Origin of the sequence: Cohnella mopanensis, assembly GCF_022352055.1 — a bacterium.
Taxonomy (GTDB): Bacteria; Bacillota; Bacilli; order Paenibacillales; family Paenibacillaceae; genus Cohnella; species Cohnella mopanensis.
Genome location: NZ_JAKRWM010000001.1, coordinates 27,129 through 44,633, shown reverse-complemented (window position 1 = coordinate 44,633; position 17,505 = coordinate 27,129). Strand labels below are relative to the sequence as shown.

The 17,505-nt window shown below is 50.5% G+C and carries 15 protein-coding genes; 1 reads left to right on the top strand and 14 read right to left on the bottom strand.

Going from position 1 to position 17,505, the window contains the following annotated elements; all coding sequences use genetic code 11:
- Window positions 1–11: 11 nt before the first annotated feature.
- The 3 genes from L3D05_RS00170 to L3D05_RS00160 all read right to left on the bottom strand — a co-directional run bounded on the left by L3D05_RS00170 (window position 12) and on the right by L3D05_RS00160 (window position 3,482).
- On the bottom strand, window positions 12–1,499 hold the full coding sequence (locus L3D05_RS00170; RefSeq protein ID WP_239613516.1) for an MBOAT family O-acyltransferase: 1,488 nt from the start codon (window positions 1,497–1,499) through the stop codon (window positions 12–14).
- Window positions 1,500–1,723: 224 nt separating this feature from the next.
- A complete protein-coding gene (locus L3D05_RS00165) occupies window positions 1,724–2,380 on the bottom strand; it encodes an SGNH/GDSL hydrolase family protein (protein WP_239613515.1) in 657 nt (218 codons plus the stop codon).
- 67 nt (window positions 2,381–2,447) lie between these two features.
- Window positions 2,448–3,482, bottom strand: coding sequence for a LacI family DNA-binding transcriptional regulator (locus tag L3D05_RS00160; protein ID WP_239613513.1), 1,035 nt, complete (start codon window positions 3,480–3,482; stop codon window positions 2,448–2,450).
- A 221-nt stretch (window positions 3,483–3,703) separates the two neighbouring features.
- Here L3D05_RS00160 and L3D05_RS00155 point away from each other — a divergent pair, with 221 nt between their 5' ends.
- Window positions 3,704–4,753, top strand: coding sequence for a 2,3-butanediol dehydrogenase (locus tag L3D05_RS00155; RefSeq protein WP_239613511.1), 1,050 nt, complete (start codon window positions 3,704–3,706; stop codon window positions 4,751–4,753).
- 83 nt (window positions 4,754–4,836) lie between these two features.
- Here L3D05_RS00155 and L3D05_RS00150 read toward each other — a convergent pair whose 3' ends face one another.
- The 11 genes from L3D05_RS00150 to L3D05_RS00100 all read right to left on the bottom strand — a co-directional run bounded on the left by L3D05_RS00150 (window position 4,837) and on the right by L3D05_RS00100 (window position 17,491).
- Window positions 4,837–5,421 carry a TetR/AcrR family transcriptional regulator gene (locus tag L3D05_RS00150; protein ID WP_239613509.1) on the bottom strand — a complete coding sequence of 195 codons (585 nt, stop codon included), beginning with the start codon at window positions 5,419–5,421 and terminating at the stop codon, window positions 4,837–4,839.
- Window positions 5,422–5,649: 228 nt separating this feature from the next.
- Complete coding sequence (locus L3D05_RS00145; protein ID WP_239613507.1) at window positions 5,650–6,411, bottom strand: SDR family oxidoreductase; 762 nt, start codon at window positions 6,409–6,411, stop codon at window positions 5,650–5,652.
- A 175-nt stretch (window positions 6,412–6,586) separates the two neighbouring features.
- Window positions 6,587–7,507: a carbohydrate ABC transporter permease gene (locus tag L3D05_RS00140; RefSeq protein WP_239613505.1), complete on the bottom strand. Its 921-nt coding sequence runs from the start codon at window positions 7,505–7,507 to the stop codon at window positions 6,587–6,589.
- A 12-nt stretch (window positions 7,508–7,519) separates the two neighbouring features.
- Complete coding sequence (locus tag L3D05_RS00135; protein WP_239613504.1) at window positions 7,520–8,494, bottom strand: ABC transporter permease; 975 nt, start codon at window positions 8,492–8,494, stop codon at window positions 7,520–7,522.
- A gap of 70 nt (window positions 8,495–8,564) precedes the next feature.
- A complete protein-coding gene (locus L3D05_RS00130) occupies window positions 8,565–10,280 on the bottom strand; it encodes an ABC transporter substrate-binding protein (protein ID WP_239613502.1) in 1,716 nt (571 codons plus the stop codon).
- Window positions 10,281–10,433: 153 nt separating this feature from the next.
- On the bottom strand, window positions 10,434–11,507 hold the full coding sequence (locus L3D05_RS00125) for a response regulator transcription factor (RefSeq protein ID WP_239613501.1): 1,074 nt from the start codon (window positions 11,505–11,507) through the stop codon (window positions 10,434–10,436).
- Window positions 11,482–13,287 carry a cache domain-containing sensor histidine kinase gene (locus L3D05_RS00120; protein WP_239613499.1) on the bottom strand — a complete coding sequence of 602 codons (1,806 nt, stop codon included), beginning with the start codon at window positions 13,285–13,287 and terminating at the stop codon, window positions 11,482–11,484. Before L3D05_RS00120 ends, L3D05_RS00125 begins: the two co-directional genes overlap by 26 nt.
- 18 nt (window positions 13,288–13,305) lie before the next feature.
- Window positions 13,306–14,385: a response regulator transcription factor gene (locus tag L3D05_RS00115; RefSeq protein WP_255807257.1), complete on the bottom strand. Its 1,080-nt coding sequence runs from the start codon at window positions 14,383–14,385 to the stop codon at window positions 13,306–13,308.
- 296 nt (window positions 14,386–14,681) lie between these two features.
- On the bottom strand, window positions 14,682–15,662 hold the full coding sequence (locus tag L3D05_RS00110; RefSeq protein WP_239613497.1) for a glycoside hydrolase family 43 protein: 981 nt from the start codon (window positions 15,660–15,662) through the stop codon (window positions 14,682–14,684).
- Between the two features lie 27 nt (window positions 15,663–15,689).
- Window positions 15,690–15,956 carry a hypothetical protein gene (locus tag L3D05_RS00105; RefSeq protein WP_239613495.1) on the bottom strand — a complete coding sequence of 89 codons (267 nt, stop codon included), beginning with the start codon at window positions 15,954–15,956 and terminating at the stop codon, window positions 15,690–15,692.
- Between the two features lie 47 nt (window positions 15,957–16,003).
- Window positions 16,004–17,491 (bottom strand): alpha-N-arabinofuranosidase, encoded by a 1,488-nt coding sequence (locus L3D05_RS00100; protein WP_239613493.1) that lies wholly within the window; start codon window positions 17,489–17,491, stop codon window positions 16,004–16,006.
- Window positions 17,492–17,505 lie beyond the last annotated feature (14 nt).

Below are 17,505 nucleotides of genomic sequence, written 5' to 3'. Positions count from 1 at the left end.
ATCATGTCCCTCTAGAAATTAAAGTATAGAAACTCAGTCACCTTCGTCATGTTAAGAAGGGAATATATGATAAGGATAAAGGTGAATAGCAGCAGGTACCAGGTCGGTTTGAACTTCTCCATTAACTGACCCGAGTTTTTGAAGCATAGAACAAGGACAAAACCGATTAGAATATATTTAACTGCCGCAGGAATATTATTTAGCGGAGTTCCGCCGAACTCTAGGAAATCCAATTGCGCTAGGCTTGGAAAAACCTCAATGAACTTGGTTGGAAGCACGATTCCATTAAACCCCGTCATCCCCTTCAGAACTTTGAATGCACCCTCCATACTAGTCGATCTAAAAAAAACAAAGTTAAAATTAATAAAATTAAAAGTGATAAACCACGCCAATATTTTGTTCATCCTATATTTCGTTGACTTCCAATACCTATGAATGACAATCGCTAAACCATGCATCAAGCCGAAAAATACATAAGTCCACCCAGCTCCATGCCAAAATCCGCTTATTACAAACAATAAGATTAAACTTATACTCGTCCTAAGCATGACCTGTTTTTTCAACCCGAGCGGCGCAAACACCTTATGTAGCAATAATTTATTAATGGGGATATAAATATAGCGATTTAAAAATCTGCCCAAAGTCATATGCCATCTATTCCAAACATCTTGAATATTATGCGATTTGTATGGTGAATTAAAATTTTGGGGTAACGTAATATTAAACAGTAACGCAGCCCCCATAGCCATATCCATATATCCGCTAAAATCGAAATACATTTGGAACGTGTAGGACAGTGAGGTAACCCAAGCCTCGACCATAGTCAGCAAATCTATTTGATCATAGCCTTGCGTTGCCCATATAGCGAACGTATCCGCCAATACGACTTTCTTGAACAAGCCAATCGAGAAAATAAACATCCCTAGAGCTTGATTCCTATAATTAACGAATTTATTCCGTAGAATTCTAAATTGGGGCATCATTTCTTTGTGATGTACGATCGGGCCGGCGATTAATTGGGGGAAGAAGGTGACGAATAGAACGTAGTTAAGAAAATCGAACTCCCGCGTTTCTTTTTTGTATGAATCCACGATATAAGCAATCTGCTGAAACGTAAAAAAGCTAATGGCTAAGGGTAACCCAATGTTTAACAATGGGATGTTCGAATGAATAAGGGCATTCGTGTTCGAAATAAAAAAATCAGCATACTTATAATATCCTAATAGCCCAACGTTGAAGATTATCCCGATTACTAAAATAAACTTACGTGGTAACTTAAGTCGATCAAAGCTTAGCACTAGACCAATCCCATAGTTCACGGATATCGATAACAAGATCAAAGGCAAATAACTAATATTCCACCAAGAGTAGAACACCAAAGAGCTAATAACCAACCAAACTCTTGATGCTATCGTTAATTTCCTTCTATTAAGAAAATAATAGACGAAAGTAACGATCGGTAAAAACAACAAAATAAACTCAAAAGAATTAAATAACATATCTTCTCTCCGCTTATGATCTGAGTTGTTGAAACAGTGACTCTCTAATGTAACCGAGTAATTATAATTGAATTATGCGGATAATAATAGTGATTAACGTACTTAATTTGTCATATGACATATTGTATTTTTCTGCATAAAAAGGAATCAGGAAAAACAATAAAACCCAACGATCATGTTAGAAATGATCGTTGGGTTTTAATTTATTTAGGTTCCTCTGCTCTCTAACGAATCGCAACTGGGCTGTTCTGAACAACCGACAGCCACTCCCGGGCGATAAGCTCGTGACCCGCCGCAGTAGGATGAACGCCATCCCAGATCCAATAGGATGCTTCCGCTCTGTTGCATGCCGCATCGAATGCTCCTTGTAACGGTACGAACACAGTACCGAATTCGGACGCTAACTTGCGTACGATTGCTTGATATGAGCCCACTCGTTCAACCCATTCCTCCCAGCGCCCTGCCGTCGCTCCTGTTTTCAAGATAAAAGGCTCGCATAGCACGAGACCCGTCTCCGGCAGCACTTCTCTTGTTTCCTCCAATAGATGACGATACGCTCTTTCGAACCGATCCGTTACACCGCTCGCCTCGCCGCTGATCGTGCGCCAAACATCATTCACTCCGATTAATAAGCTAATGAGATCAGGCTTAAGGCTAATGGCATCTTCATTCCAGCGCGCATACAAATCCGACACTCGGTTACCGCTAATGCCTCTATTAATGAAATGCGGCTTACGCTCGGCCAACTCATAGCTCAATTTGGCGCTAATCATATAAGCATAGCTGTGCCCTAAAATGTGATTCTGATCCTCGTCCCGCGATCGAGCCCCATCCGTTATAGAATCCCCTTGAAATAAAACAGTTGTTTTACTTGCGGTCATCCTATTAATCCCCTTTTCTATATGATCTATTCATTTTATCATTAATAGATTCATCCAAGATATACCATTACTCAATGCGCTGAGTAATGTGAGTCCGCGCTAAACTGGATTCTCTCACGATCAGTCTCGGTTCAAACAGTACCCTCTCATAGAGGCCTATCTTTTGCTCAAGTATGCGCTGCAGCAATAGCTCCGTCGCCACTTTAGCCACTTCTGTCCCCATGATGGTTACGGAGCTGATCTTTGGAGTTGTAATCGTACATAGTATATTGTTATCGATTCCCACGATTGCGATATCTTCGGGCACGCGAACCCCCAATTCCTTAAAGCGATTCAACAGCCCTATCGCGACCATATCATTTCCGGCATAGATGGCATCTGGCATGTGGGTCAAACTAACAAAATAATCCGCTGCTTTAGCTCCCGTTTGCAGTGAGAAATCATCACCGAAATAAACCAACGATCGATCAACTTGCTCTAAGGCATCCTCATAAGCAAAAAATCTCTCCTCGATGATTTCTTTATGAGCACCTGCATAGCCGATTCTCGTTCTTCCGATACTGATCAGATGTTCCATAACCAACTGGCCCTCTTGCGTGGAAAGACTTACAATGTCCGCTTTAACGTCCGGATCTATTTTTTTGCCGTAATTGATGATCGAGATGGGAAGTTTGGTTTTATTAATGAGCTCCATAAGCGTTCTAGGATAAGCAAGCGGCAAGATAATGAGCCCATCTACATGAAGCTTCTTGATATCGCGAAGCAATTCTAATTCCGATCTTGTATTTCCTAACGTATTAATCTGAACGACACGATAGCCGGCATGCTTCGCTACCTGTTCGACGGAATATGCAATCTCCGGAATAAAAGCATTTCGAATATCGGGTACGGCCAAGGCAATCTGTTTGGTTTGGCGAAGCTTCAGGTTCTGCGCATTGGAATTCGGAATGAATCCAAGCTCCTCGACGGCTTCCAGCACTTTCGCCTTCGTCTTCGGACTAATACCGCCCATATTATTAATAGCTCTGGAGACGGTTGCAATCCCAACGCCGGCTCTAGCAGCTACGACTTCTATCGTAACTTTATGATCTCCCAAGCTCATCACTACCTCACGAATACGGAATCATTTCCATAATAGTATTCTTACATTCCTTCATCATTATAACATATCTGGTTTTCAACGAATAATGTTCTAGCAACAATCGTTAATCATATTGACATTTTATCTGTACAGTGACATAGTGTATTTCGGAAACGTTTCCTAAAACATCGGTTTATTTCCGATATTATTTGTACTTCTACACTTCTAAGGAGATGACAGATATGAAAGCATTAAGATGGCACGGCCAAAAAGATTTACGTCTAGAAAATATTGAAGAACCGACTGCATTACCTGGAAAAGTTAAAATCAAAGTCGAATGGTGCGGCATATGCGGCAGCGACTTACATGAATATACAGCAGGTCCGATTTTCATTCCTAACGGAGAACCTCATCCCATCACTGGAGAAAAAGCACCTATCGTTATGGGACATGAATTTTCCGGTAAAGTCGTTGAGGTTGGCGAGGGAGTAACTAAAGTTAAGGTTGGTGATCGTGTCGTTGTTGAACCTATCTATACATGCGGTCATTGCGATGCTTGTAAGTCGGGCTATTATAACCTTTGCTCCACCATGGGATTCCTCGGTCTTGCTGGAGGCGGCGGCGGTTTCTCTGAATACGTAGCTGCTGAACAATCAATGGTTCATAAAATACCTGATAGCATTTCCTACGAGCAAGGAGCGCTTGTGGAACCTTCCGCAGTCGCGCTTCATGCCGTCCGTCAAAGCAAGCTCAAAGTTGGCGATAAAGCGATCGTATTCGGAGCTGGTCCAATTGGTCTGCTCGTTATCGAAGCATTGAAAGCCTCCGGAGCAGCAGAGATCTACGCTGTTGAGCTATCGGCAGAGCGGAAGCAAAAAGCAACCGAGCTAGGCGCAATCGTAATTGACCCTAAAGAATACGATGTCGTGGAAGAAATCCACAACCGCACGAACGGCGGCGCAGATGTCGCGTTTGAAGTCACCGGCGTGCCTCCGGTTCTTACGCAAGCTCTTAACTCGACGAAAGTTGGCGGCGAATTGATGATTGTCAGTATCTTCGAGAAAGAAGCGCCAGTTCATCCTAATAACGTTGTAATGAAGGAGCGCACCATTAAAGGGATTATCGGTTATCGTAACGTATTCCCTGCCGTTATTAGTTTGATGGGCCAAGGCTACTTCTCTGCCGAGAAACTAGTAACAAAACGGATCAAGCTAGATGATGTTATTGAAGAAGGCTTCGAAGCTCTTTTGAAAGAAAAAAATCAGGTGAAGATTCTTGTAAAAGCTGAATAACAGCTGTTATAGGAAGTTTAGAGCTTCGATAATGCCGTGCGGCAAACAAAAGCCGGGTCCTATGCAGGACCCGGCTTTTGTGACTATTCTGGCGACGAATCCTTATGCTGCATCTTCAAGAAATAGGCGAGCTGTTCGTTCATAATCTCCGGGCTGCGGGCAAAGCCGTCCATGCTCCATTGGATGAGCAATCCCATAATCGCATTGGCTTGATAAGCGACCAGCATGGAGAGATCTAATTGTCTATCTTCCAGTTGGTTCACCGATGAGACATCCTGCATTAAGCTTTTGATTTTCACTAACAACGAATAATAGTACGACAGCGGCGACTTCTTATCGAACACGATCTCATAGAACGGCTGGTATTTCTTCACGTGATGAAAGATACGAATCGTCGAAGGGTCGAGATGGTTCGGAATTAATCGCGACACATGCCGGTAAGGCTCGTAATACGAGTCCTCCAAATCTTGAAGCAAATCGTGAAGATGCTCGTCGAACAGCTCCCCGATATCCTTGTAATGCAAATAAAACGTGCCCCTATTAACATGAGCCTCGCGGCAAAGGTTGGATACGGAAATCGATTCGAGCGTTTTGGTCTTTAGTAAAGCCAGAAGCGCTTGATGCAATGCTTTTTTCGTCTTAACGACTCTTAAATCATTATCGTTCATGTCCTATATTCCCCACTTATTACAATGGCTACGATTCACTAAATGTACGGTTTTATTCTCATCTGTTCAATAACTTTAATCTGTTGTGAATTATATAACGTGAAATGGGAATTGTATACGTTATTGCAGGAGATCGAAGCATCATCCGAAGGGAATAAAAAGGCTACAAGCAGCCTGTCTGCTTGTAGCCTTTGCGTTATGCCGAACCTTTTTCAGCCAATAGCCGAATTAGAAGCCTGCCGTCCAACCGCCGTCAGCTGCGATAACCGCGCCATTCACGAAGCTCGATTCGTCCGATGCCAGGAACAGAGCCACTTGCGCGATTTCTTCCGCTTGTCCGACCCGTGGAATGACGCCTTGGGTAACTTTCGTACGCGAAGCGCCGAACTCGTTCACGTTCGTCATCGTCGAAGCAATGTTCGTCATCGTCGCGCCCGGCGCAATCGCGTTGCAGCGAATGCCTTTCTGCGCATACATGAAACCAGTGTTCTTAGTGATACCGATTACGGCATGCTTGGAAGCCGTGTATGCTGCGCCCGCATGCGCCCCGCTGAACCCGCCCGTCGATGCCGTATTCACGATGACGCCTTTTCCTTTCTCCAGGAAGATCGGAATCGCTTTGCGAATCGCGCGCATGACGCCTTTCGTATTGATATCGAATATAAGATCCCATTTCTCGTCGTTTACGTCGCCCACGGGTGCCATGTTATCCATAATGCCGGCATTGTTAACCAAAATATCAAGCGTTCCGTATTCATTAACTGCCGTATCGATCATTGTATTGATATCGTTCAAGTCGGCAACGTTTGTTTTTACTGCGATAGCTGCGCCACCGTTCGTTCTAATACCGGCCGCAACCGCTTCCGCGCCTTCGATGTTCAAGTCGGAGACGACGACTTTAGCTCCTTCTTTCGCGTACAACTCCGCAATCGCTTTCCCCATACCCGATGCTGCTCCGGTAACTACCGCTACTTTACCTTCTAAACGCATGCCAAATCCCCCTCGAGTAAAATAAGTTAATCAACAGTTGTTCATTAAAAGTATAATGAAGTTTGAGAGGCTATGTCAACATATGAAGTAAAAAAAAGCCCCTTTGAGGGCTTTTTTTATGATCAATATAACCAAGGGTTACGAGCGTGCGTTCGATGGGACAAATACGCCTATGTCACTCCTTCACGCTCCCTAGCTGCAATCCCGATACGAAATGCCGTTGCAGGAACGGATACACAACCAGAATCGGCACTGATGCAACCATCGTAATGGCGGCTCGGATCGACAGCGGCGTAATCATCGTTGCGGTATCCTTGGCAGCTGTAGACGACAAGCTCGGATTGGCATTGGAATTCACCGATGAAGACAGCAGCCTCATCAGCTCGAATTGAAGCGTGCTCAGGTTCGGCTTGGACGAGGCGAAGATGAACGTGTCGAACCACGTGTTCCATTGGCCGACGGCCGTGAACAACGCGATCGTCGCGATCACCGGCGTACAAAGCGGCAAAATGATGCTGAAGAATACCCGGTAGTCGCTCGCGCCGTCTATCTTAGACGATTCGATCAAGCTTTCCGGCAGCGTGTGAATGTAGGTACGGACGACAAGCATGTTAAACGCGCTGATCAGCCCTGCCCCAGCTCCCGGAAACAGAATATAAACAAGAAATGTATTCAGCAGGTGCAGATCCTTGATCAAAAAATACGAAGGAATGAGGCCGGCACTGAAATACATCGTAAGAATAAAAATCAGCGTGACGGGCTTGCGGAACATATACTCCTTACGGCTAATCGTATACGCCAGCATAGTGGTCAGGAAGACGCTGACCACCGTGCCGATCACGGTCCGGGCGACGGACACCCAGAACGCGTGGTACACTTTGCCGGTCGCGAATACCGCTTCATAGTTCTTGAATGTCCATTCCCGCGGCCACACGTAGATACCGCCGCGCGTCGTATCGAGGCCTGAGTTGAATGAGACCGCCAGCGTGTTGAGGAACGGATATAATGTGACAACCGCGACGAACAGCATGAATATGACGTTAAACGTATGAAACAGGAGCGGCTCCGTCTTGAATATTTTGTTGGCAGTTTGCATGCGGAGCCCTCCTTATATAAGTCGCTCTTCGCCGAGACGCTTGGCGATTAAATTCGCGCAGTAGAGTAGTATGATGCTGACGACGGTTTTGAATATGCCGGCTGCGACGCCGAGCGAGTAGTTCCCGAGTTTGAGACCGTACTTCAGGACGAATATGTCGATCGTCTCCGACCAGTCGAGCACTTGTCCGTTGCCGAGGAAATATTGAATGTCGAAGCCGCCGCCATTCAGAATCCAGCCGACGTTCATGATCAGCAGGATGACGATAATCGGCCTGATGCCGGGCAGCGTGATGTTCCATATTTTGCGGTAGCGCCCCGCGCCGTCTACCTCCGCCGCTTCGTACAAGGACGGGTCGACGGATGCAATGGCCGCCAAGTAAATGATCGTGTTCCAGCCGACTTCCTTCCAGACGTTGGTCATCCCAACGATTCCCCAGAAGTACTTGCCTTCGCCCAGCCACAGAATCGGTTCATTGATGATATGGAGCTTCATGAGCACGATGTTCACGATGCCGCTTTCGGTGGATAACGACATCGAGACGAGACCGGTCACGATAACCCAAGATAGAAAGTGCGGAAGATACGAGATGGTCTGGATTAACCGCTTGAAGCCTGTTTTCTTGATTTCGTTCAGCAGCAGTGCCAAGCCGATCGCCGTGCCAAACCCAAGGATGAGCGAGATGAAGCTCATCGCGATCGTATTGCGAAGAACCCGGGTGAAGCCTTCATCCAGAAACAGAAACTTGAATTGATCCAGTCCGACCCATTTCTGTTCAAAGATCGAGACTCCCGCCATCGGCTTAAAGTCCTGGAACGCCATCAGCCAGCCCCAGAGGGGACCATAGGCAAAGAGCAGGACGTATAACACCATCGGGAAAGACATGATGATCAATTGTCGCTGGCGGACCATCTTCCTCCAGAACGTTTCGGTCCGCGGAGCGGACTGAGGTGCGATTTCAACCTTGTGGACCGTATGCTGCGGCATCGGTTCCGCCTCCTGTCTTGAAAGGGCGGAAGGCCGGAACAATCGCTCCAACCTTCCGCCCTCCTTCGTCTTATTTACTCGTCCAAGTGTCAGAGCGCCATTTCAGTTGTTCGTTGACTCGATTCAGATAGGCTTGCGTATCCACTTTGCCCATCTGGCCGACATACTCAGACCATACTTCTTCGAATTTTTCCGGTTTGCTTAAGATCGCCTTCGGCAAATACTTGAAGTCCAGATCCTTCATCTTCTGGTTGGCGACTTTCGCAGGGGAGCCTTCGATGAGGTCGATGTTCCATGCCGGGTACGATACGCGGTTATCCACCGGCGCCGAGAAGAAGTCGGTCCACGTTTTGTAGCCGTAGGCGGTCAACAGCTCTTTATCGATGTCCTTCAAGTTCGCGAAGAATTCGTCCGGCTGGTTGCCCGCGCCGTCGGCGTTGCCGTCCGGATAGTTGCCCTCCAATTTAGGAAGATAGCCCCAGAGCGATTCCGCCTTGTACTTCTGCCTCCAAGTGACGTCTTCTTGTTGTGTGCGCATTTCCGGCGTCCGGTAGTAGAGTCCGTTGTCGCCGACGAGATAGTCGAAGCCTTCTTCGCCCCAGTTCATGCGCTTCTGCCATTTCTCCGAGAGCATCGTGTCGATGAACTTGATGATTTTCTCTGGATCCCTGGCGTTGACCGTGATGCCGAATCCGTTGTTCAAGTTGATCGGCGGACGGTCAAGATAGTAGTCCTTCGTGTTCGCGTCATAGACGAGCGGGAAGCCGACGTAAGTGCGGTCGAACTTGCCTTGAGAGACGAGTGAATCATGGGCTACAAGGAAGTTCCAGCGTTGGTCGAACATGCCGAGCACGCGGCCGCTGGACACCTTCGCTAGATACTGGTCAAAGTTTTGCGCGAACGCTTCTTTGTCCATCAGGCCTTTGGCATTGATTTCGTTCAGCTTACTATAGTACGGCTTCGCTGTATCCGTAGCGGAATATAGCGTTGCGACGTTCGTATTCGGATCGACGAGGACGCCGCCGTCGTTCGGATGGCCGGCCAAATGCTGCGGCGCGTTGCGCAGACCCCAGTCGCGCCAGTCGAAAGCGAGCGATGTGAAACCGATCGTCGGTTGGCCGTCGATCTCAGGGTACTTGGCCGCATAATCTTCTATCAACTTGAAGTATTCGTCCAGAGTCTTGATTTTCGGATAACCGTTTTCTTTGAGAATCGCCTTCTGGATATAGAATCCCGGTCCCATGTAATCCGTCGGCTTGAAGTCGCCTTGATAAACCCCGTAGTTCGGCAACCAGTAGATGTGACCGTCCGCCGGGTCTTTCAATTGTTCCCACACTTTTCCGAAGTGCTTCTTCAAGTTCGGTGCGTGCTGCTCGATCAAGTCTTCCAGCGGAATGACCGCTTTGGCCGCCGTCAGCTTCGTATTCGCCGTAATCATGTCCGGGTAATCGCCGCCGGCGATCATAACGCCGAGCTTCTGCTCGATATCGCCGACCAAATATTCTTCCTTCAGCGTTACGCCGAGCTGATTCTTGATTTCCTGATAGATTTTGTTGTCATCCGTCGGGATAATCGTAGCAGCTGTAAACAAGGAAATGGTAAGCGGCTCCACTTTCGTTTCAGCCGAACTCGATTCAGACGAACTGGCTTCTTTCGTGCTCTGCGACGCAGATGACGACGGGCTGCTCTCATTGTTTCCGTTCTTGGAGCAAGCTGACGCAATAATACTGAACGTCAGAATCAACATGAGCAACCCTAAGGCCGCTTTTCTTGTTCGAACCCCCATGATAAATCCTCCTCAGCGGATGTGACGCAAGACGGCGCGCATTCGTCTTGCTTCTCTTATGGTAGCGCTTTCTTGAAGGCGGTTTCAATTCACGGATTAAATGGGGATCCCCCTTAAATTTCGGTTTCCACTACAGGATACCATTTCGAACCTTCACCCTTTCGAAGCTCTGTATTCCACCGGCTTTTTACCCGTACGCCGTTCGAAATGCTGCAGAAAATGGTGGTAGTGCGCATACCCGACCTGCTCTGCAATAGCGCCGGTCGACCCGGCTGTGCCGCGAAGCTTCTCGCATGCCTCGGCGATCCGCAAATCGTGAATCCGATCAAGCAATCCGCAGCCGAATTTATCCTGGTATGCCTTCCCCAGATAAACGGGGTTCAAATAAAACCTCGCCGCTACTTCCCGGATCGACAGCGGGCTGCGATAATTCTCACAGACGTATCTGTCAACCTCGGCCATCGTGCTGCCGGGCCTGCGTTCGCGAATCGATTGCACCGCACCGATCGCTTGCTCCGCATACGAGAGAATACGCGTCTGCACGGACACCTGCCCGGCATCCATCCCGTATGAATCCGGTTCCGGAAAGGGGCGTAGCAACAAGGCTGGATCGCCGCCTAATCCGCGAATTAGCTTGCTGCATTGAACGGTCAACGAGCCCGCGAACAGCTCGGCCCATTCGAACGAACGGCCACCCAGCTCCCTGAATATGCTATCGATCACTTCCGTCGCACGGACCCGGTCCGCATCTTCGACCGATTGCAGCACATCCTTCATCCGATGCGCGACCAGAGCCGGCAGCGACTCCTCTTCACCGCCACCGTCCACCTTACTCTGTAACGCCCGGCGGGTGTCCAGCCGCAAGCGGATCTGCGACAGCACCTCCTCCGCCTCTTCTCCGATGACCGGCTTCAGCAAGTAATGATGGACGCCGAGTTGCATGGCGCGTTTGGCGAACACAAACTCGCTGTAGGCGCTGAGCACGACGAGTTCGGAAGGGGATCCCCGCTCCTCGTGCAATTTTCCAATCAGCTCTAAACCGTCCATCTCCGGCATCCGGATATCCGTCACGATGACATCCGGCATCAACTCGCGCGCCGCCGACAGCGCCTCGGCGCCGTTCTCGCACACACCACAGACGCGAAAGCCGAGTTTCTCCCAATCAACGAACATTTGTAAGCCTTCGATCGCCCACGGTTCGTCATCCACTAGCAGAACCGAGTACATTTCTTCTCCCCCCTTCATCAGCGGATAAGGCAGGAATCCGAAAGCTGATTCGAGTGCCCTTGTCCGGATGGCTGTCGATGTAAAAATCGACGCGTTCCCCGTAATGTAGCCGTAGCCGCTTATAGACGTTACGCATGCCCACATTCTCGTCCGAATCGAGGCTTCCGTTCATCATGCTTCGGATTTCGTTCAACCGATCCTCATCCATGCCTTTACCGTTATCTTCGACCAGCACAAACAAATAATTGTCCGCTCGCCGGGCTTCAATGCGAATAAAACGCTTCCCTTTGACTGCCTGCAGCCCGTGCTTGCACGCATTCTCGACAAGCGGTTGGATACACATTTTCGGCACCAGGCAACTTGCGGTTTCATCTTCGATGTTGAAGACGTAGTCAAACCGATCCGCGAACCGGAATTTTTCGATTTTCAAATACATTTCCGTAAAATGAAGTTCGTCTTGCAACGTGACGGCGGAGTCCGACCAACTGAGCATCCGACGCAACAATTGGGACAAGTTCCGGATGATATCGGCCACTTCCGTGTAGCCGTTCTTCACGCTGACGACGAGCAGGGCGTTCATCGTGTTAAACAGAAAATGCGGGTTCATCTGGCTTTGCAGCAGCTTCATCTCGGCGCGCACCTGCTCCAGCTGCATGTCCTTCTGCTGGATTTCGAGCTTGTAAACATCGTTAATGAGCGACTCGATCTGGGCGGCCATCCGGTTGTAGCTCCGGATCAATCCGCCGATCTCGTCTTTGCCTTCACGCAGCTCGATCAAGTCGAACTTCTCGTTGGTCGCTTTATCCATATGGCGGGACAGCCGGCGAATCCGGTAATTGTATGAACGCAGCATGATGAAGATGAGCGAAGTCGGAAGCAACGTGCTGATGGCGGCCAGTACCCAGATGAAACGCTTTGAGCTCTGGACGGCCGTCTGGAAACGGCCCTCTTCTGCAAGACCGACAAGCGTCCATCCGCGGATATAAGATGCCTTGCCCAGGGAACTATGGAACATCAAGCCCTCGTCCTCGCCGCTGTCCGCCGATCCGGTCTGCCCCATGAACTGGGAGGAGGGGAACAGCACCCTGCCTTGCGGATCCAGCATGCTGAGCGTCATGTACGGCTTCTCCTGTTCCAGAATCTCGTCGAAGCTGCTGAGCTTGAGATCGATGCGCAAATATTTGGCATAACGCCCGTACAGCGGGTACTCGTTCAGTTTGCGCACGATGCTGAAGTATTCCTTACTCGCTTTCGCGTTCATCGGGTCGACATCGGTGTACATGAGGACATTGACGGCCGACGGCGAATTGGAGGCTGCCTCGTACCAAAGACTGCGCTTCGCCGCTTCGTCCAGCACGAAGAAATTGCTGCCGCTTACGACTGTCGGATTTTCCGTGAACACCGAAATGTTCTCTACGTGAGTGTAGGCGGACATAAACGGCCTCATTTTGCCGGTCAGCAACTCATTGAAGCTTTCATAGAAATCGACAACATCGGCGTATTCCTTGTCCAGCATCTCGTACAATATACGGTCTGTCGCCACGGAATGGCTCAGCGTCACGCCACCTTCGATCATGTCCGTCGCATTCTTGGCCGCCCGCTCGATTGTCATCTGAAGGTTGTTCTGCTCCCGGGATTGGATGTTCTCCGACATTTGCCGGAAGAAGAGGACGTTGATCGTCAGGATCGGCAACAGAACGCAAAACAGGTAGATGAGAGTGAACTTCCAATTGAGCGGAATGTTGTTAACGAAGCCCAACCATCCGATAGGTTTGCGCATGCGGGGGCCTCCTTCTAGTCAGCCGTTTTTGTATTGGGAAGGGGTCATGTCCATCCATTGCTTGAATTTCGCGGCAAATTGCTCGGGATCGGCGTATCCGACCATCCGGGCTATTTCGGCGATTTTCAGATCCGTTCTCCGCAGAAGCTTGCGGCCTGCCTCGACCCGCGTACGGTGAACGTAGTCGAGGAAAGACATGCCCATCTGCTTCTTGAACAACTGACCCAGATAGGCAGGCTGGAAATGGAGCGTTCTCGCGATGGTCTGCAGTTGAAGCGGCTCGCGGTAGCGCTCCCGAATGAATCGGGCCGCCTCCCACGCGGGGCCCGTCACGGACCGTTGCCGCGCCAACTGCTCCGCCGCCTTGCGGGCAAACGACGCCAAGACGTCGGGCCAGCGGTCTGCCCTGTTCGACAGGACCGGAAGCGAGAGGTCGTGTTCGCCCCCAGGAGCCGAGTTCGTCACCTCTCCATCCATTACTTTCCATAGCAGCTCCAACAGTACGTTCGACAAGAACGCCTTTCCGGCTTCCCCATCACCCCCGAACGAAAGCTGCAATTGGCGGCAGAGCCGTTCAGCCGCTTCGTCGATCGTCGCCCCGTCTTCAGCTTTGATCGCTAGCAACATTTGATCCTCCGCATCGAATAGCGGATCGCCGGCATCCGGGACCGTCCAAGCCGCTTCAAGCGGTGCGGCCGTAGGCGGCGAACCCGCGGTGCCGTCCCCGTACGGATGCGACCACTCACTGTGAAGCTTTCCGAGTGTAGCGTGAATTTCCTCGATGTCGATCGGCTTTAACCAGTAATCGAGCACTCCGTACGTCAGCGCTTTCTGGGCGGAAGCGAAATCATCGTGCCCGCTCAGAATGACGAAACGGCACGACGCTTTCAAGGCCTTCGTGCAGTGCTCGATCAACTGCAGCCCATCCATGACCGGCATGCTGACGTCCGTCACGACCAGATCGGGGTTCAACTCCTGGATCCGGTCCAGCGCTTCTTCCCCATCGCACGCTTCGCCGCAGACACGAAAGCCGTGACCTTCCCAATCGATCATGAACGCCAAGCCTTCCAGGACGAGCGGTTCGTCGTCTACAAGCAGAACGTTGAAGATCTGGACCCTCTCCTCTGATAATAATTCTTATTTTACCATGATTATGAATGCGTTTTCATAGTATAATATTCCAAAATTTAGATGGTTTTTATCGAAGGCCAGCGCTCTCATCCTAGTCGGTGAGAAATACGTGGCTATCGATCATTCTCGGTTCGAATAGAGCGAGGATTTACATCCAACAAGGAAAAGACAGCTAAATACAATCAGCTGTCTTCATTAGGTGTGATATCGTTCTTAATAAACATAACCCTGTCTCTCAGAATCTTCCGCGTGCTGGCATCTTGTTACTTGTTCGGATCGATAGTTTGGATCGTTCCATCCTCGTTGTAATGCAACTCCGCGTATTTAACGGAGCGCTTGTGGTTTACACCACCCGACAAGGAACTGTCATGGTAGAACAGATACCATCTGTCTTCGAACTGGACAATCGAATGATGGGTTGTCCAGCCGATCACCGGGGTCAGGATGGTCCCTTTGAAAGTATAAGGTCCCATCGGATTCCGACTGACGGCATAGACAAGCTTGTGCGTGGTTCCCGTAGAGTAGGACAGGTAGTACCAGCCTTTATACTTGTGCACCCAGGGTCCTTCGAAATACCTACGGTCCTCATCACCAGCTAGAATCGGGCTGCCATCCTCATGGACGATGGAAATTTCCTGAGACTCTCCTTGGAGAGAAAGCATATCCTCGCTAAGCAGCGCAACCTGCGGTCCAAGCGCGGGCGCATCTGCGTCAGGTCCCACGGCGTTCTGCTCGAACGTTCCGGTCTGCCATTTCTCCAACTGGCCGCCCCATAAGCCGCCGAAATAGATGTAGGCCTGATTGTCCTCATCGACGAACACGGCCGGATCAATGCTGAAGCTTCCCTCGATATAATTCGGCTGCGGCACAAAAGGACCGACCGGTGATTTTGCCGTCGCGACTCCGATCCGGAAAATCCCCTGATGATCCCTCGCCGGGAAAAACAGATAGTAGGTGCCGCTCTTGTAAGCGGCGTCCGGAGCCCAGAGCTGCTTGGAAGCCCAGGGGATATCGTTCAGATGAAGGACTTGGCCTTCATCGATGACAGGCGAATCGAAGTTCTCAAGCGATAGCACACGATAGTCTTCCATGGCATATTGATCGCCGTTATCATTGTCGGGTCCGTCATGATCGATATCGTGTGACGGATAGATGTAGATTTTGCCCTCGAATACATGAGCGGACGGGTCCGCGGTATAGATGTGCGTAACCAGCGGTTTATGGGGCTGGGGCGCTTTGTTCATTTCAAATCTCTCCCTTATTTGTAATTCCTATTCTCGAAATGAAGCACTTTTTCGGCCTGTTTCAATACTGTTCGGCACGCTCCACTTCGAGCCTCCGGGATGCGGGCAATCCTTCTCGGCGAGCTTCCCGCGCACATCGACCAGGCAACCGCATTGCATGCACGTATTCCCGTACTCTAGCGACGGGCATGCCCGGCAGGCATCAAGCCGGGCGCCGTACGTATCGTCGCCGACGAAGACGAAGCCTTTGCCCTCCATCGCGGACAGAAGCCGGTTAATTTGACCGCGTGTCACCCGAACGTCCGCCTTGCATCCCTTGCAACCGTTGGTCGCTTGCATGTCTAGAAACGCAGCGTGACTACCGCGACGGACATCGGCGGCAACGTCGCTGACAGCCCTTCCGCGCTGATGTCCGTCACGCCATCGAACGGTTGCGGTGCCACCGTCTCCGGCTGCTCGAATGTATTATGCGCGTTCATGTCCGCATGCGTCAACAAACGACCGCTTACTTTCGGCATGCCCGTTAAGCCGCGAAGCCGCAGCGTGACCGGTGCCTCGCAGTTCGGGTCAACGTTGCATAAGCTAATGTCGATCGTGCCGTCGGCCCGTTTCGATGCCGACCCGCTAACTTGCGGGATCGTCTCGCCGCCAACGACGTAATCACCGGTATTGAGAACGAGAGCGAGCGCCTCCGCGTCCTGGTGCACCTTAAACATTTCGAAGACGTGGTACGTCGGCGTCAGCAACATCTTCGCTCCTTCGGTCAGGATCATCGCCTGAAGTACGTTGACCGTCTGAGCAATATTTGCCATGTGAATGCGTTCGCAGTTCCGGTGGAACACGTGAAAATGCAGCCCCGTCACCAGCGCATCCCGCAAAGAGTTTTGCTGGTAAAGGAAACCTGGGTTCGTGCCCGGTTCTACCTGGAACCAGTTCCCCCACTCGTCCACGATCAGGCCGACCCGCTTCTTCGGGTCGTATTGGTCCATGATCGATGAGTGGCGCGTAATCAGCTCGTCCATGCGAAGCGCCTGCTGCATCGTCTCGAACCACTCCGCTTCGTCGAAGCCGATTGCGGGACGTTTAAGCTCGAAGCCTCCGGGAACGGTATAATAGTGCAAGCTGAGGCCGTCCATGTGTTGGCCCGCTTCCCGCATCAGCGTCTCGGTCCAGCGGTAATCGTCGGTATTCGCGCCGCCTGCGATTTTATAGATCCGGTTCTCGCCATAATTCCGCACGTAGGTCTGGTACCTGCGGTACTCGTCAGCGTAATATTCCGGGCGCATGTTGCCGCCGCAGCCCCAATTCTCATTGCCAACTCCGAAATATTTCAATTCCCACGGTTTCTCGCGGCCATTCGCCTTGCGCCAATTCGCCATCGGCGACTCGCCGTCGAACGTCATGTATTCGACCCACTCCTGCATTTCCTGGACCGAGCCGCTGCCAACATTGCCACAGATATAAGGTTCAGTGCCGAGTAGTTCGCACAGGTCGAAGAACTCATGCGTGCCGAAGTGGTTGTTCTCCACGACGCCGCCCCAGTTCGTGTTGACCATGTGCTTGCGCTGTTCCCTCGGACCGATACCGTCCTTCCAATGATACTCGTCGGCGAAACAACCGCCCGGCCACCGGAGCACCGGAATGGAGAGGTTGCGCAGCGCTTGCAGCACGTCGTTGCGGATCCCCCGAGTATTCGGAATCGGCGAATCCTCTCCGACCCAGATGCCTTCGTAAATGCAGCGTCCGAGATGCTCGGCGAAATGCCCGTATATATGACGACTGATCGTACCGGAAGTCTGATCGGTATTTACGGTAATCGTTGTATTCATCACAAATCTCCTTC

Coding starts and splice junctions, on each gene's coding strand:
- L3D05_RS00125 (WP_239613501.1), bottom strand. CDS start 11,507: ATGTACTCGGTTCTGCTAGTGGATGACGAACCGTGGGCGATCGAAGGC.
- L3D05_RS00130 (WP_239613502.1), bottom strand. CDS start 10,280: ATGGGGGTTCGAACAAGAAAAGCGGCCTTAGGGTTGCTCATGTTGATT.
- L3D05_RS00120 (WP_239613499.1), bottom strand. CDS start 13,287: ATGCGCAAACCTATCGGATGGTTGGGCTTCGTTAACAACATTCCGCTC.
- L3D05_RS00165 (WP_239613515.1), bottom strand. CDS start 2,380: ATGACCGCAAGTAAAACAACTGTTTTATTTCAAGGGGATTCTATAACG.
- L3D05_RS00140 (WP_239613505.1), bottom strand. CDS start 7,507: ATGCAAACTGCCAACAAAATATTCAAGACGGAGCCGCTCCTGTTTCAT.
- L3D05_RS00170 (WP_239613516.1), bottom strand. CDS start 1,499: ATGTTATTTAATTCTTTTGAGTTTATTTTGTTGTTTTTACCGATCGTT.
- L3D05_RS00135 (WP_239613504.1), bottom strand. CDS start 8,494: ATGCCGCAGCATACGGTCCACAAGGTTGAAATCGCACCTCAGTCCGCT.
- L3D05_RS00150 (WP_239613509.1), bottom strand. CDS start 5,421: ATGAACGATAATGATTTAAGAGTCGTTAAGACGAAAAAAGCATTGCAT.
- L3D05_RS00100 (WP_239613493.1), bottom strand. CDS start 17,491: ATGAATACAACGATTACCGTAAATACCGATCAGACTTCCGGTACGATC.
- L3D05_RS00110 (WP_239613497.1), bottom strand. CDS start 15,662: ATGAACAAAGCGCCCCAGCCCCATAAACCGCTGGTTACGCACATCTAT.
- L3D05_RS00155 (WP_239613511.1), top strand. CDS start 3,704: ATGAAAGCATTAAGATGGCACGGCCAAAAAGATTTACGTCTAGAAAAT.
- L3D05_RS00145 (WP_239613507.1), bottom strand. CDS start 6,411: ATGCGTTTAGAAGGTAAAGTAGCGGTAGTTACCGGAGCAGCATCGGGT.
- L3D05_RS00160 (WP_239613513.1), bottom strand. CDS start 3,482: ATGAGCTTGGGAGATCATAAAGTTACGATAGAAGTCGTAGCTGCTAGA.